The following is a 13,908-nucleotide window of genomic DNA, read 5'->3' as shown; positions in this document are numbered from 1 at the left end:
GTCATGTGCAAATAGCGGTCCTCAGCGGTGCGGGCATCTCGGCGGAGAGCGGTGTCCCGACGTTCCGCGACGCCGAAACCGGGCTGTGGGCCAAGGTGGACCCCTACGAGATATCCAGCTCGGAAGGCTGGCGGGCGCACCCCGAACGGGTGTGGGCCTGGTATCTGTGGCGCCACTACATGATGGGCTCGGTCGCGCCCAACAACGGCCACCGTGCCGTCGCGGCCTGGCAGGACTACGCCGACGTGCACGTCGTCACGCAGAACGTCGACAATCTGCATGAGCGGGCAGGCAGCAAGAACGTCTACCACCTGCACGGCAGCCTGTTCGAATTCCGTTGCGATCGTTGCCAAGCCGCCTATACCGGCGAATTGCCTGAGATGACCGAACCGGTCGAGACGGTCGACCCGCCCCGGTGCGCGTGCGGCGGGATGATCCGGCCAAATGTCGTGTGGTTCGGGGAGTCGCTGCCCGACGACGCGTGGCAGCGATCGGTTCAGGCCGTCGCGGGGGCCGACATCGTGATCGTGGTCGGCACGTCGTCGATCGTCTATCCGGCCGCGGGCCTCGCCGAGATGGCCGTGGCCAACGGCACCGTGGTTATCGAGGTGAACCCGGAACCCACGCCGCTGTCGGCCAGCGCGACGGTGTCGCTGCGTGAGACTGCCGCAGGGGCCTTGCCCGGACTGCTGCAGCGATTGCCCGCCCTCCTCGGCTAACCCCAGCGATTTGTGTGCGTTTAGGAGCGCTCACCGCTCCTCGATGCACACAAATCGCCGGGAATGGAACCGATTGGGGGTCGGCGGCGTCAACCCCTTGCGTGGTCGCCGACTATCTACGCCAGCATGACGGGGTCATCACGCTCGAACAGGCACGGCGTGCCGGCTTGAGCAGGCACGCGGTCAACCGACGTGTGCGAACCGGCGATTGGCGGCGCTGCTACCCCGGCGTGTACTTCGCAGACGACCGCCCCTTCACCGACGCCGCGCGGGTGAGAGCTGCGGTCTGGGGTTACGGACTCCAAGCTGCGGCCAGCGGATTGGCGGCGGCGTGGTGGCAGGGCTTGACCAAGTTCGCGCCCGAAATCGTCGAAGTCACCGTGCCCAAGACGAGCCATCACCCCCGCCGCGACGGCGTCCGCATGCGTCGCCGCGACTTGGAGCCAACCGATGTCGTCGAGCGAAACGGCTTGCGGGTCACCGAATTGGCCTTGACGGTCGTCGAAGCCGCCGTTCGAATGCGCGGCGGGGCCGCACTTATGGATGCGGCGCTTCAGCGCCACGTCGATCTGCGCGAACTGTGGCGCGCGCACCTGAGCAACAAGGGACGACACGGATCTCCAGCCGCACGGCGACTGCTCCAGGCAGCGTCGAACGGTGCACGCTCCGAAGCCGAACGACTGCTCGTGAAACTCCTTCAGCGAAATCGCATTACAGGCTGGCGCGCGAATTATCCGGTCGGCGGCTTCGTCGTTGACATCGCATTTCCCAAACTGAAGGTGGCCATCGAGGTCGACGGCTTGGCATTTCACAGCGACGCCGACGTGTTCGTCGCCGACCGTCAACGGCAGAACCTCATCACGCTGCGAGGGTGGAAAGTGCTGCGCTTCACGTGGCTGGACCTCACCGAATACCCGGAGCGAGTCATCGTCGAAATCAAGCACGCACTCGGCTAATTCCAGCGATTTGTGTGCGTTTAGGAGCGCTCACCGCTCCTCGATGCACACAAATCGCAGTTATTTGACCGCTCGGCCGATCGCGAACTCGGCCACCGGCAGCGGCAGCCACGCGGGCATCGTCCACTCGCGCCGCGCCTGCGACACCGCGAACCCGGCGCCGATGATGCTCTTCTCCGTATGACGATGGGTGTGGCAGTTGCCCAGCAGCCGCGGCCAGAACGTCTTGTCGGCGAACTTCTGCACGCGTGCGCGCCAACCGCGGCTGGCGATGTGCTCCAGATAGCGCAGCTCGCCGCCCGGTTTCAACAGCGAATGCAGCTCCCGCAGAACACGATCGGGATCCTCGACCGAGCACAACACGAGCGAGCACACCACCGCATCGAACAGCTCACTACCGGACGCCAGGTACTGCTCCACCGTATCGGTGCTGACGGTGACGGGCACCGGTGCCGCGGCGGCCGCGTGCTGCGCAATTTCAGCCAGCCGTCGCTCGGGCTCCACGGCAACGACTTCCGTCACGGTGTCTGGGTAGAACTCAAAGTTGGTTCCCGTCCCCGCACCCACCTCGAGCACGCGACCGGACAGTCCCGCCAGGTTCTGCCGCCGCAGCCGACGGATGGCCTCGGTCTCGTGGGCGGACATCACCGTCCACAAGCGGGCGAAGAACGGGTTGTCAACCGTTTCGGGCATTCAGCAGTCCCTTCAACTGGGCTACGGCATCTTGCGGGGCGGTCGCGGGACCGATCGCGCCGCCCACCATCTCTCCCACGACGACGGCTTGCAATACACGGTCGGCGAACTCCTCGGTCTCCCCCCACGGCAAGTATGGCCGCGAGATGAACATCGCCGCCACCCCGTGCGCAGCAGTCCACAGCTCGAGCGCGATGGTGGTCGAATCGCCTTCCGGCAGGACGCCTTCGGCCATCAGCGTCGCCACCGTGTTGCGGATGTGGACGAACGCCGACGTGTTCAGCACCATGTCCACGTCGGACCCCGGCCGACCCTCCCCCATCGTGGCGATCCGATACAGCTCAGGGGTTTTCACCGCGAAGCGAACATACGCCAGCCCCTGCGCACGCAACGCGTCGATGGCCGAGGAATGACTGGCGGCGGCGGCCTGCATCTCCTCGTCGAGCTTCTCGAAATACCGTGCGCACACCGCGTCCAGCAGGGCGTCCTTGTCCGTGAAATGCAGATAGATCGAGGGTGGGGTCACTCCGACCCGCTGTGCCACCGACCGGATGGACACATTCTTGGCGTGACCGGTTTCCAGCAGCAGTTCCGTAGTCGCGTCCAGGATCTCGTCGCGGAGTTGCTCACCCGACCCGCGAGGCGCGCGTCGTCGCTTCATCGGGACGTGACGGTTTCGGCGGCCCGCGCGGGATCGTCGGCCGATTCGCTGAACCCGATCCGCTCGTGCAACTTGGCCAGGGGCTTGGGCGCCCACCAGTTCCACCGCCCGAGCATGTGCATGAATGCGGGGACCAACGCCATACGCACAAGTGTGGCATCGGCGATGATGGCAAGTGTCATACCGACACCCATCATTTTCATGAAGGACACCTGCGCGGCGATCAGCGCGGCGAACGAGATCGACATCAGCAGTGCCGCCGCGGTGACGACGCGTCCCGTCCTCGCCAGTCCGAGTGCCACGCTCTCGGCGTTGTCCGCGCGGGTCTGCCGGGACTTCAACCAGAACTCGCGGATCCGCGACACCAGGAACACCTCGTAGTCCATCGACAGCCCGAAAGCGATGCAGAACAACAGCACCGGCATGTTCGCGACCAGCGTCCCGGTAGGAGTGGTGCCCAGCGCACCCAGATGCCCGTCCTGGAAGATCCAGACCAGTGCGCCGAACGCAGCAGTCAGCGATAACACGTTGAGCACCAACGCCTTGAGTGGCAGCACCACGCTGCCGGTGAGCAGGAACAGCAGCACGAATGTGATACCCGCGATCACTCCGAGAACCAGGGGCAGCCGCGAGGTGACCGCTTCCGAGCTCTCGCGATTGATCTGCGCCACCCCCGTGACGAGCACAGGTTTTCCGTCCGGAGCGCCCACGGCGTGTATCGCATCGAGCTGGGCGTTGGACGCGTCGGTGAACAGCGGCGCGGTGCTGCCGATCGTCAAAAAGGCGCTGCCGTCTTTCATTGCGGTCGCATCGGCGGGCGGGCCCACCAGTCGGCCGTCGACGAACGCACCGCCCGGAGCGGACACCGATGACACGTCGACCACCTGTGACAACGCCGCGGCGTAGCGATCCAGTTCTGCCGGTGCCACCCCCGCGGTATCGGGTAGGACGACGGTGACATTGGTCGACGAGTCGACGGCGAAGCCGCTGCGCAGATCGTCACCGACCTCGCGCGCCGACGCGGATTGCGGCAGCACCCGATCATCGGGGAAACCCCATTTGATACCGAGGAACGGCGCGCCGAGGAGAAGAAGCAGCGCGACGATGGCTACGGTAATTGGAATCGACCGGCGCATAACGAATTTCGTGCTGCGGTACCAGAACGTTTGCTCGACGGGCTTGCGCACGGGTTCGGGTCGGCGGAGCAGCCGGCGGAACAGCCGTCGGGTGTCCAGCGCGTCCAGCCGGTCACCCAGCAGCACGATCGCCGCGGGTGCCACCACGATCGCGGCGGCCGCCGCGAAGGTCACCACCGCGATTCCCGCGTAGGCGAACGATTTGAGGAAGTACATCGGGAACAGCACCATCGCCACCATCGACAACGCGACGGTCAGCGCCGAGAACAGCACCGTCCGCCCAGCGGTCGTCATCGTGCGGATCAGCGCCCGGTCCCGGTCCGCCCCCTCGGCGAGCTCCTCGCGGTACCTGCTGATGATCAGCAGCGAGTAGTCGATGGCGAGCGCCAAACCCATTGCGATGGTGAGGTTCATCGCGAAGATCGACACGTCGGTGACAAATGTGACGGCGCGCAGAACCGCCATCGATCCGAGGATTGCGAACCCGCCGATCGCAAGGGGCAACGCTGCGGCCAGCACGCCGCCGAACACCCAGACCAACGCAAGGAAGCTCAGCGGGATGGCGATGGCTTCCATCGCCAGCAGGTCTTTTTCGGTCTGCGCGTTGATCTGCACGTAGATCATCGCCTCACCGCCCGCACGCACCGTCACGCCGTCGCGGTCGTGGACGAGCCGCCCGGTGAGTTCCTTGGCGTGCTTCTGGGCACCAGTCTCCCCGCCGGTGAGACCAGCGACTATCAGTCCGGTCTTGCCGTCCTTGCTCACGAGCGCGGGTGCGGCCGATGGCGGCGCGGTCCACGCCGAGGTCAGCTGCGCGACGCCCGGCGATTCCTGCAGCGCCGTGATGATGTCGGTGGCGACGGCGCGGGCGGTGGGACTCTGCGCTCCGTTGGGATCGGTGACGCTGATGACGAGCTCCATGTCGCCCTGACCGAACTTGTCGACCAGCAGCTGCGTCGCCCGCGTCGATTCGGACGTCGGGTCCTGAAAGCCGCCGGCGGACAGGCTCTTGGCGACGGGGATGCCGAAGATCCCGCAGGCCACCATGACCAGCGCGGCGGTGGCCACGATGCGCCTCGGCGCGGTGATCGCCGACAGTGCGATGCGGTGCAGCACGTCGCGTCCTCCCCCAAGAGATCCATCGTTGGATATCGTCGGTAACTTATCAGCGATAACTTAGTGTGGCAAGGTCCTGCCCTTAGCCACGGAACGGACCGCCCAGGCGTTCAATCGCCGCCGCGATGAGATTCAGGGACGCCGCGGGTCTATTGCTGCATGACAACCTCGACCGCCGACTCGACCACTTCGACGACCACGCTGACCGACGTCGGCCTGTTGATCCTGCGGATAGGGCTAGGTGCGTCCACGGTGTACGCCGGCCTGCGAAAGGCGTTCGACTTCAGCACCACCACGGGCTTCATGGAGGCGGGCGGATGGCAGCCGCCGACGCTTTCCGCCCTGATGGTGACGGTGGCCGAGACGCTCGGCGGGATCGGACTGCTGCTGGGCGTGCTGACTCCACTGGCGGCGTGCGCCGTCGTTGCGGCGATGGTCGACGCGTGGGCGGTGAACGTCTCGGCCGCGGCCGTCTGGTACGACCCGTTCAACGCACCTTTTCTGATCGCGCTGGGAGCGACGACGCTGCTGTTCACCGGCGCGGGGGCGCTGTCGCTCGACGCCCGCATCTTCGGCCGGACGGTGTGGTCGGCGCGGCTCGCGATTGGGGTGCTGATCATCGCGATCGCCGCGGCGGTCCTGACGTGGCTGTTGCTGAACGGGACAAACCCGATCCACTTCAGCTCGCCAACCACATAAGACCCAGCGGTCCCTGACCCTACTTCGGAGTAAGAATTGCCACTGTTTTCCGAATCGTGACTCAAAGATTCCTTAATGGCGATGGTTACTGTTCAGTACATGTGGATCGACGACACCAGTGCTGATGTCATCAAGGTTGACTTCGAGGCGCTCTACCACGGTGATTTCCTGGTAGAGGGCGATACCTCGGAGCAGCTCGACGACGAGCACCCACTGCCCACCGCGGTATGAAAGAACGCGCACCCAGCGGGTGCGCGTTCTTCCGTGACGGTCTGCCCCGTGCCGGGGCCCCTACTCGTTGATTCCTGTTTTCTGAATTCCCGTCTTAAGCGACGTTCTCTTCCTCGTCCAGCTCGAGCATTCCGGTCAGCCGGCCGGTGATGATCTCCTCGGCGTCGGCGACGATGCGCGACACCAGCTCTTCGCAGGTCGGAATGTCGTTGATGAGCCCCATCGCGGTGCCCACCGACCAGATGCCGGCATCCAAGTCGCCCACTTCGTAGACCTTGACGCCACGCGATCCGGCGACCAGGTCCTTGACGTCCTCGAACTGACCACCGCGGTTGAGGATTTCCACGACCTCGCGCGACACCGCGTTGCTCGCGACGCGGGCGGTGTTACGCAGCGGACGGAAGATCAGCTCGGTGTCGAGCTCGCTGCCCGCCACGATTGCTTCCTTGACCTTCTGGTGGATCGCCGACTCGACGGTGCACATGAACCGCGACCCCATGTTGATACCGTCGGCGCCGAGAGCCAGCGCGGCGACCAGACCACGCCCGTCCGCGAAGCCACCCGACGCGATCATCGGGATCTCGATCTTGGCAGCGGCGGCCGGGATCAGCACCAGACCCGGGATGTCGTCCTCGCCGGGATGGCCGGCGCATTCGAAACCGTCGATGCTGATGCCATCGACACCCAGGCTCTGGGCCTTGACCGCATGGCGCACCGAGGTGCACTTGTGCAGCACCTTGATGCCGTTGTCATGGAACATCGGCAGATGCGGTGCGGGGTTGGAGCCCGCGGTCTCGACGATCTTCACACCCGAATCGACGATCACCTGCCGGTACTCGTCATACGGCGGCGGGTTGATCGTCGGCAGGATCGTCAGGTTGACGCCGAACGGCTTGTCGGTCAACTCCCGGCACCTGTCGATCTCCTTGGCGAGGTCCGCGGGCGTCGGCTGCGTCAGCGCCGTGATGAAGCCCAGCGCACCCGCATTCGCCACGGCCGCAACGAGTTCGGCGCGGCCGACCCACTGCATGCCACCCTGGACGACGGGATGCTCGATCCCGAAGGTCTCGGTGAACTTCGTCCTGATCGTCATCGGGGCGCCATTCTGATGGCCCCGTCCAGGCGGATGACCTCACCGTTGAGCATCGGGTTCTCGACGATGTGCACCGCCAGCGCGCCATACTCGTCGGGATCGCCGAGGCGCGCGGGATGCGGTACCTGCTTGCCAAGCGACGCCTGTGCCTCCTCGGGCAGCGAACCCAGCAGCGGGGTCTTGAACAGGCCGGGCGCGATGGTGACGACGCGGATCAACTCACGCGACAGGTCGCGCGCGATCGGCAGCGTCATCCCGACCACGCCGCCCTTGGACGCGGAGTAGGCGGCCTGACCGATCTGGCCTTCGAACGCCGCGACCGACGCGGTGTTGATGATGACACCGCGCTCCTCACCGAGGGGCTCGGTCTTGGCGATGCGCTCTGCGGCCAGCCGCAACACATTGAACGTGCCGATCAGGTTGACCTCTATGACCTTCTTGAAGCCGTCGAGCGGGAACGGGCCGTCCTTGGACAGCGTCTTGATGGCGTTGCCGATGCCCGCACAGTTGACGTTGATGCGCATCGGACCCATCGACTCGGCGACGTCGAGGGCCTTGCCCACCGCAGCCTCGTCGGTGACGTTGGTCTCGACGAACTTGGCACGATCACCGAGCGCGGCGACGGCCTCCTCGCCCTTGAGGTCGATGACGACGACCGATGCGCCCCTGTCGAGCAGTCGCTTGGTGGTGGCCAGGCCGAGGCCCGATGCGCCACCGGTGACGACGGCTACGGCGTCCTTGATCTCCACTTGTGGGTGTTCCTTTCTCTAGGCCCAGTCTCGTAAGACGGCTTCGGTGTCCGCTCCGGCCTCGCCGGGTGGTGTGGGCTTCGGCGGCACGCTTCGGGAGAACCGCGGTGCCGGCATCGGCTGCAGATGGTCTCCATCGCGATAGAAGGTGTTGCGCTCGGTGACATGCGGCTCGGTTTCGAGCTCGCTGAACGACAGCACGGGCGTCACGCACGCGTCGCTCTCGGCGAACACCTTGGCCCAGTGGTCGCGGTCCTTGCTCGCGATGACCTCGGTGAACTTCGCGCGCAGCTCCGGCCAGCGGCTGGAATCGTTCTGGTCGGGCAGGTCGGCGTTCTCGAGGCCGAGGCCCTTGAGGAACTCGGCGTAGAACTGCGGCTCGATGCACCCGACGGCGATGTAGCGGCCGTCGGCGCAGGTGTAGGTGTCGTAGTAGGGCGCGCCGCCGTCGAGGATGTTGACGCCGCGCTCGTCCTTCCAGAGCCCGTCCTGCAGGAAGCCCCAGATCATCTGCGCCAGCACACTGGAGCCGTCGATCATCGCGGCGTCGACCACCTGACCCTTGCCCGAGGTCTGCCGCTCGAACAGCGCCGACAGGATGCCGACGAGCAGGAACATCGACCCGCCGCCGAAGTCACCGGTCAGGTTCAGCGGAGGCACGGGGCGCTCGCCGGCCCGCCCGATCGAGTGCAGCACGCCGTTGAGCGAGATGTAGTTGATGTCGTGGCCGGCCTGCAGTCGGCGGGGCCCGGTCTGGCCCCACCCCGTCATGCGCCCGTAGATCAGCCGCTCGTTGACCTTCGCGCAGTCCTCCGGGCCAAGGCCGAGCCGTTCGGTGACTCCGGGGCGCAGGCCCTCGATCAGCACGTCGGCCTTCGCAACGAGGCGCAGCACGAGCTGGCGGCCTTCGTCGCTCTTGAGATCGGCTGCCACCGACCGACGGTTTCGCAGCGTGGCCTCACGCTTGCTCAGGGGGATGCCGCCCAGCTTTCCGGGGCGCTCGATGCGGACCACGTCGGCGCCGAGATCGCCGAGGATCATCGACGCGTGCGGGCCGGGTCCGATGCTCGCGAGTTCGATTACCCGCAGCCCATGCAGTGGTCCCGCCATGCTTACCGCCCTTCGTTGGACTAACGCTCCCGGATCGCCGACATAGCTTACTTGTATAACCAAGTGGATCGGTCCTAGGGTGCAGCCATGACAACCGTCGACTCGAGCGAGCAGACGTACACCGGCATCGACGACCTGCTCGTCGAGCTGAAGGACGGCGTTCTGCACCTGACCATGAACCGGCCGGACAGCCTCAACTCGCTGACCGCCGCGATGTTCCGGACCATCACCTCGACCCTCGAGCAGGCCGCCACCGACCCGCGGGTCAAGGTCGTGCGCCTGGGCGGCGCCGGCCGGGGCTTCTCGTCGGGGGCGGGAATCAGCGACAAGGATCAGGCACAGAAGTCGGAGGACGGACCCGAATCGGTGCTCACAGCGGCCAACGACGCCGCGCGATCGATCGTGAAAGTGCCGCAACCCGTGGTCGCCGTCGTGCAGGGCCCGTGCGCGGGTGTCGGGGTGTCGTTGGCGCTCGCGTCCGACTTCGTCATCGCCTCGGAGAAGGCCTATTTCATGTTGGCCTTCACCAAGATCGGGCTGATGCCCGACGGTGGCGCATCGGCGTTGATCGCCGCGGCGGTCGGTCGCATCCGGGCCATGCGGATGGCGTTGATGGCCGAACGCATCAACGCCAGAGACGCCTACGACTGGGGCCTCGTATCGGCCGTGCACCCGGCCGAGGAACTCGAGGCCGAGGCGGACAAGGTGATCACCACGCTGCTGAACGGCCCCGCCGTGTCGCTGCGTAAGACCAAGTACGCGGTCAACGCCGCGACGCTGACGGAGCTCGAGGCCGCCATCGCCCGCGAGACCGAGGGCCAGTTGGTGCTCCTTTCCTCACCCGACTTCCGCGAGGGCGCCCGCGCCTTCCAGGAGCGACGGCACGCGAACTTCACCGACATCTAGCCCCGCGGCAACTGCACGCTTGTTGTACGCAAACAGCGAGTGACCCCACAAACAAGCGTGCACTCGGCGATTCAAAATCGGTGGACTCGGCGTCATCCGATCAGCGACCATCGATAGGTGAGTACGCAATTCGAGATCGAACAGCCGGTGCGCGCCGCCGGCGGTTGGCGCGTACTCGCACCGTTCCAGATTCGCGAGTACCGCCTGCTCATCGCCGCGGTCTCACTATCGATCTTCGCCGAGGGCATGTGGGCAGTCGTGATGGCGCTGCAGGTCATCGAGCTCAAGAACGATCCGGCGGCGCTGTCGCTTGTCGCGACATGCCTGGGGGTCGGCCTGGTGGCCTTCCTTCTGGTCGGCGGAATCGCCGCCGACCGCTTCGATCAGCGCGCGATTATCATCTTCGTCGAGGCCGTCAACGTCACCGTTACTGCAGTCGTCGCGGCGCTGGGACTGACCGGTGCATTGCAGATCTGGCACATGGCAGTCGCCGCAGCGGCGCTGGGTATCGCGGCGGCGTTCTTCTTCCCCGCCTACAGCGCGATCCTGCCGAGAATCCTGCCCGCCGAACAACTGCTGGCGGCCAACGGAATCGAAGGCGTTGTGCGCCCGGTGTTTCAGCGCGCCGTCGGCCCCGCGGTCGCGGGCATGCTCGTGGGTGCGACGATGCCTGCGCTGGGCTCGGTCGTCGTGGCGGCGCTGTTGGCCGCCGCCCTGGTGCTGCTCGTCGTCAACAGACCCGTCGTGAAAACGCCTGCCCCCGAACCTGTTCAGGAGCGCGTGCGCCTGCTGCGCGATCTGCGTGACGGCTTCGTCTTCATGCTGGGCACACCCTGGTTGCTGTGGACGTTGCTGTTCGCGAGCATGTTCGTGCTCGTGGTGCTGGGCCCCATTGAGGTGCTGCTGCCGTTCATCGCCAACGACCGGTTTCACGACGGCGCGCGGGCGTACGGCTTCATTCTGGCGTTCTTCGGCATGGGCAGCGCCCTTGGCGCACTTGCGGTGTCATCGCGACGGCTCCCCCGTCGCTACCTCACGGTGATGATGGCGATGTGGGGCGTCGGCTCCGTCCCGTTGGTGATCGTCGGCGTCACGTCGTCGTTCACCTTGATGGCGGTCGCCACGTTCGTCATCGGCGTCACCGACGGTGCGGGCATGGTCATCTGGGGCACCCTGCTGCAGCGGCGAGTGCCGAGGGAGATGTTGGGCCGAGTGTCGAGCCTGGACTTCTTCGTCTCGCTGGCCTTCATGCCGGTGTCGTTCGCGATCGTCGGCCCGCTGTCGAAAGTCGTTTCAATGCAGACCATTTTCCTCGTGGCCGGCCTGGCGCCGGTGGTGTTGGCGGCGATCGCGATGTACGCGGCGAAGATGCGGCGCGACGAGCTGACGCACCCGTTGCGTTAGACGCCGAAAAGTGGCGGCAGTGCGAGCACCATGACCAGACCCCAGAAGAAGTGAGTCAGCATCGGTGCGAGCACTCCCCCGGTGGCTCGACGCTCGAACGCACACACCGTGCCGAGAATGATCGCCGCCACGCCCAGCATCGGGTTGCCCGTGGTGACCGCCGTCGCGATGACGTAGAGCACCGTCGACACCAGCACGGGATGGAATCGGCCCAGCGCGGTGTAGAGCGCGCCACGGAAGAACATCTCCTCGGCCACGCCGTTGACGACCGTGATGAACGTGACCAGCAGCAGCGGCCCGTAGTCCGCGAATTCCAGCACGCGAGTGATGTATTCGCGCACACCGGGAATCTCGCGGGCGATCAATCCGCCCACGATGAAGACGGCACCGAGCACCAGCCCTACGGCCGTCCCGGTGAGCCACGGGCGCTGATTACGGCCACGGAACCGAATACAGCCAAGGTGCAGCGGACCCGAAGTTAACGCGCCGACGGCCCACACCGCGGCCAGCGCCAACGTAAGCCAGTAGAACGAACTGTCTCCCGGTGGCCGGGTCAGCGAGTAGCCGAGCAGCGCTGCGCCGATCACCAACACGACCGCGACGATGATGCGCCTGCGCCGGATCACCGAGGGCGGCTCGTGATGCGGTACCGGGCACGCGCCGATGATGTCCTTGGCCTCGGCGAGCCATCGCGGCCGGGTCGCAGCGGGCTGGGTCACGCCGACTTCGCTTTCGGGACAAGGCCGATGGCCGTGTCGAGTCCGGTGCGCACCGCCGCGGCGACGGGTCCCGGCACGACACCGAGCAGTGCCAACGCCGGTCGCGCGAACGACGGGGTGATTGCGCTGGCGAGTTGCCGGATGCGGAAGGTGTCGCCGCCCGCCCACGTCGGATCCGTGTCGGCGAGATGGTGTGGATCGGCGAGCGCGTCGACCGGTTGCGGCTTACGACTCGCGAGTGCCCGCTCGATCGCTTCATCGATCCCGACGAGGCCGCCGGGCGGGTCGGGCACCAGATCACGAAGACCGTTGCCGGAGGCCAGCATTGGATGGTCCAGCGACTCGACAAGGTCGGCGGCCAGACCGCCGGGCACCGGCAGCACCGCCGATGTCACCAACGAGACCAGACCGGTGTCCACACCGTTGACGGGTAGTTCGGCGCGCCACTTGCCGGAGATGCGCGCGTACGCCCGCAGCAGGTCGGCGTAGGTCGTGGTCTCCGGCCCACAGATGTCGTACGCCCCGGCCGGCACGTCGGCGCCCGCGGCGGCGACCAGGTAGTAGACGACATCGCGAATCGAGATCGGATCGATCGGGTTGACCGACCAGTCGGGCATCGGCATCAGCAGAAACCGGTCGGCGACGTAGCGCAGCATCTCGAACGACGTCGAGCCCGACCCGATGATCATCGCCGCGCCCAGCCAGACGACGTCGGGTCCGCCGTCCACGCTGAGCGACCCGGCGACTTCGGCGCGGCTGCTCAGATGCTCGGAGAGGTTGTCGTCCTCAGGCACGAACCCGCCGAGGTACACGATGCGGCGCACGCCGGCCGCCTTCGCGGCGTTCGCCACGGTGGCCGCCGCGCGGTTGTCCGCTTCGCGAAAACCGGGCTGGCCGATCCCGTGCACGAGGTAGTAGACGACGTCCACCGGGCCCGCCGCGTCGAAGGCATGCCGCGCCGATTCGGCGTTGTGCGCGTCCAACGCGACGCCTTCGACGCGGTCGTGCCAGCCGAAGTCGGCCAGCCGGGCGGGGTTTCGAGTGGCGGCGACGACGTCGTGACCCGCGTCGAGCAGGGCGGTCACGAGCCGCGATCCGACATACCCGGTCGCGCCGGTCACCAGGATTCGCTTGTTGCTCACGCTAGGGCTGTACCCCGAGACAACCGAATCACAACCTCGATCAGGAGTTGGCGGCGACGCGGTGCAACTCGACGAGCGCCTGGTACACCTGCGCGTTGTGCCGATTGTGCGCGACCTCAGCGTCACTGAGAGTGCGCCGGATCTTGCCGGGCACGCCTGCCACCAGTGATCGCGGTGGTACGACGAAGCCCTGCGGCACCAACGCACTGGCGGCGATCAACGATCCTGCGCCGATCTTGGCGCCGTTGAGGATTACCGCGCCCATCCCGATGAGGCAACCGTCCTCGACCTCACAACCGTGCAGGACTGCGTTGTGCCCGACGCTGACATTGGCGCCGATGCTCACCGGAAATCCGGGGTCGACGTGGATGGTGACCCCGTCCTGGATGTTGGTGCCTGCGCCGATTTCGATGGGTTCGGCCTCCGCGCGCAAGGTGGCGCCGTACCAGACGCTGGCCCTCGCGGCGAGGGACACCTGACCGATCAGGCTCGCGTTCGGCGCCACCCAACTCTCAGCGTGCAGTGCGGGTGCGCGACCGCGGATGGTCAGGAGCAGCGGTTCAGGCATGCAGGC

General features: G+C 66.3%; 15 protein-coding genes. 6 read left to right on the top strand and 9 right to left on the bottom strand.

Annotation, left to right across the window (positions count from 1 at the left end):
* Positions 1-5: 5 nt before the first annotated feature.
* Entirely contained in the window at positions 6-719 is a 714-nt protein-coding gene (locus G6N43_RS09945; protein ID WP_083152428.1) for an NAD-dependent deacylase, read from the top strand.
* 101 nt (positions 720-820) lie between these two features.
* On the top strand, positions 821-1,675 hold the full coding sequence (locus tag G6N43_RS09940) for a type IV toxin-antitoxin system AbiEi family antitoxin domain-containing protein (protein WP_110810405.1): 855 nt from the start codon (positions 821-823) through the stop codon (positions 1,673-1,675).
* 60 nt (positions 1,676-1,735) lie between these two features.
* Here the strand turns inward: G6N43_RS09940 and G6N43_RS09935 are convergent, their stop codons facing one another.
* Genes G6N43_RS09935 through G6N43_RS09925 form a run of 3 tightly spaced genes read right to left on the bottom strand, consistent with a single transcriptional unit; the run spans position 1,736 to position 5,281 of the window.
* On the bottom strand, positions 1,736-2,368 hold the full coding sequence (locus G6N43_RS09935) for a class I SAM-dependent methyltransferase (protein ID WP_083152431.1): 633 nt from the start codon (positions 2,366-2,368) through the stop codon (positions 1,736-1,738).
* Positions 2,352-3,029, bottom strand: a complete 678-nt coding sequence (locus tag G6N43_RS09930; RefSeq protein WP_083152434.1) for a TetR/AcrR family transcriptional regulator — start codon at positions 3,027-3,029, stop codon at positions 2,352-2,354. Before G6N43_RS09930 ends, G6N43_RS09935 begins: the two co-directional genes overlap by 17 nt.
* The gene (locus tag G6N43_RS09925; RefSeq protein ID WP_083152436.1) at positions 3,026-5,281 is read right to left on the bottom strand and encodes an MMPL family transporter; all 2,256 of its coding nucleotides are present in this window, start codon (positions 5,279-5,281) and stop codon (positions 3,026-3,028) included. The genes G6N43_RS09930 and G6N43_RS09925 overlap by 4 nt, the downstream gene beginning before the upstream one ends.
* A 159-nt stretch (positions 5,282-5,440) precedes the next feature.
* Here G6N43_RS09925 and G6N43_RS09920 point away from each other — a divergent pair, with 159 nt between their 5' ends.
* Together G6N43_RS09920 and G6N43_RS30865 are read left to right on the top strand one after the other, a co-directional pair.
* On the top strand, positions 5,441-5,980 hold the full coding sequence (locus G6N43_RS09920; protein ID WP_083152439.1) for a DoxX family protein: 540 nt from the start codon (positions 5,441-5,443) through the stop codon (positions 5,978-5,980).
* Positions 5,981-6,079: 99 nt separating this feature from the next.
* Complete coding sequence (locus tag G6N43_RS30865; protein ID WP_110810410.1) at positions 6,080-6,211, top strand: hypothetical protein; 132 nt, start codon at positions 6,080-6,082, stop codon at positions 6,209-6,211.
* A gap of 94 nt (positions 6,212-6,305) precedes the next feature.
* Here G6N43_RS30865 and G6N43_RS09915 read toward each other — a convergent pair whose 3' ends face one another.
* The 3 genes from G6N43_RS09915 to G6N43_RS09905 are packed head-to-tail and all read right to left on the bottom strand — an operon-like array spanning position 6,306 to position 9,163.
* Positions 6,306-7,304, bottom strand: coding sequence for an NAD(P)H-dependent flavin oxidoreductase (locus G6N43_RS09915; protein ID WP_083152442.1), 999 nt, complete (start codon positions 7,302-7,304; stop codon positions 6,306-6,308).
* Complete coding sequence (locus tag G6N43_RS09910) at positions 7,301-8,053, bottom strand: 3-hydroxyacyl-CoA dehydrogenase (RefSeq protein WP_083152445.1); 753 nt, start codon at positions 8,051-8,053, stop codon at positions 7,301-7,303. The genes G6N43_RS09915 and G6N43_RS09910 overlap by 4 nt, the downstream gene beginning before the upstream one ends.
* An 18-nt stretch (positions 8,054-8,071) precedes the next feature.
* Positions 8,072-9,163 (bottom strand): CaiB/BaiF CoA transferase family protein, encoded by a 1,092-nt coding sequence (locus G6N43_RS09905; RefSeq protein WP_083152448.1) that lies wholly within the window; start codon positions 9,161-9,163, stop codon positions 8,072-8,074.
* Between the two features lie 87 nt (positions 9,164-9,250).
* Here G6N43_RS09905 and G6N43_RS09900 point away from each other — a divergent pair, with 87 nt between their 5' ends.
* Complete coding sequence (locus tag G6N43_RS09900) at positions 9,251-10,069, top strand: enoyl-CoA hydratase (protein ID WP_083152451.1); 819 nt, start codon at positions 9,251-9,253, stop codon at positions 10,067-10,069.
* A gap of 147 nt (positions 10,070-10,216) precedes the next feature.
* Entirely contained in the window at positions 10,217-11,473 is a 1,257-nt protein-coding gene (gene tet(V), locus G6N43_RS09895) for a tetracycline efflux MFS transporter Tet(V) (protein ID WP_179968030.1), read from the top strand.
* On the opposite strand, the gene G6N43_RS09890 is transcribed toward tet(V), so the two are convergent.
* From G6N43_RS09890 to G6N43_RS09880, 3 genes are read right to left on the bottom strand one after another with little or no spacing between them, the layout of a single operon-like run.
* Positions 11,470-12,192: a CPBP family intramembrane glutamic endopeptidase gene (locus tag G6N43_RS09890; protein WP_163658060.1), complete on the bottom strand. Its 723-nt coding sequence runs from the start codon at positions 12,190-12,192 to the stop codon at positions 11,470-11,472. The genes tet(V) and G6N43_RS09890 overlap by 4 nt on opposite strands.
* Positions 12,189-13,334 (bottom strand): NAD(P)H-binding protein, encoded by a 1,146-nt coding sequence (locus G6N43_RS09885; protein WP_083157870.1) that lies wholly within the window; start codon positions 13,332-13,334, stop codon positions 12,189-12,191. Before G6N43_RS09885 ends, G6N43_RS09890 begins: the two co-directional genes overlap by 4 nt.
* 40 nt (positions 13,335-13,374) lie before the next feature.
* Complete coding sequence (locus G6N43_RS09880) at positions 13,375-13,902, bottom strand: gamma carbonic anhydrase family protein (protein WP_083157871.1); 528 nt, start codon at positions 13,900-13,902, stop codon at positions 13,375-13,377.
* Positions 13,903-13,908: the final 6 nt, after the last annotated feature.

The sequence above is a fragment of the Mycolicibacterium moriokaense genome (assembly GCF_010726085.1).
Taxonomy (GTDB): Bacteria; Actinomycetota; Actinomycetes; order Mycobacteriales; family Mycobacteriaceae; genus Mycobacterium; species Mycobacterium moriokaense.
Note: the sequence above shows the minus strand (reverse complement) of the source record. Positions and strands in the feature narration are given on the sequence as shown.

What these genes read in the sequence shown, in the direction of transcription:
- G6N43_RS09880 (WP_083157871.1), bottom strand. Translation starts at nt 13,902, where the DNA reads ATGCCTGAACCGCTGCTCCTGACCATCCGCGGTCGCGCACCCGCACTG.
- G6N43_RS09905 (WP_083152448.1), bottom strand. Translation starts at nt 9,163, where the DNA reads ATGGCGGGACCACTGCATGGGCTGCGGGTAATCGAACTCGCGAGCATC.
- G6N43_RS09930 (WP_083152434.1), bottom strand. Translation starts at nt 3,029, where the DNA reads ATGAAGCGACGACGCGCGCCTCGCGGGTCGGGTGAGCAACTCCGCGAC.
- G6N43_RS30865 (WP_110810410.1), top strand. Translation starts at nt 6,080, where the DNA reads ATGTGGATCGACGACACCAGTGCTGATGTCATCAAGGTTGACTTCGAG.
- G6N43_RS09900 (WP_083152451.1), top strand. Translation starts at nt 9,251, where the DNA reads ATGACAACCGTCGACTCGAGCGAGCAGACGTACACCGGCATCGACGAC.
- G6N43_RS09915 (WP_083152442.1), bottom strand. Translation starts at nt 7,304, where the DNA reads ATGACGATCAGGACGAAGTTCACCGAGACCTTCGGGATCGAGCATCCC.
- G6N43_RS09935 (WP_083152431.1), bottom strand. Translation starts at nt 2,368, where the DNA reads ATGCCCGAAACGGTTGACAACCCGTTCTTCGCCCGCTTGTGGACGGTG.
- G6N43_RS09920 (WP_083152439.1), top strand. Translation starts at nt 5,441, where the DNA reads ATGACAACCTCGACCGCCGACTCGACCACTTCGACGACCACGCTGACC.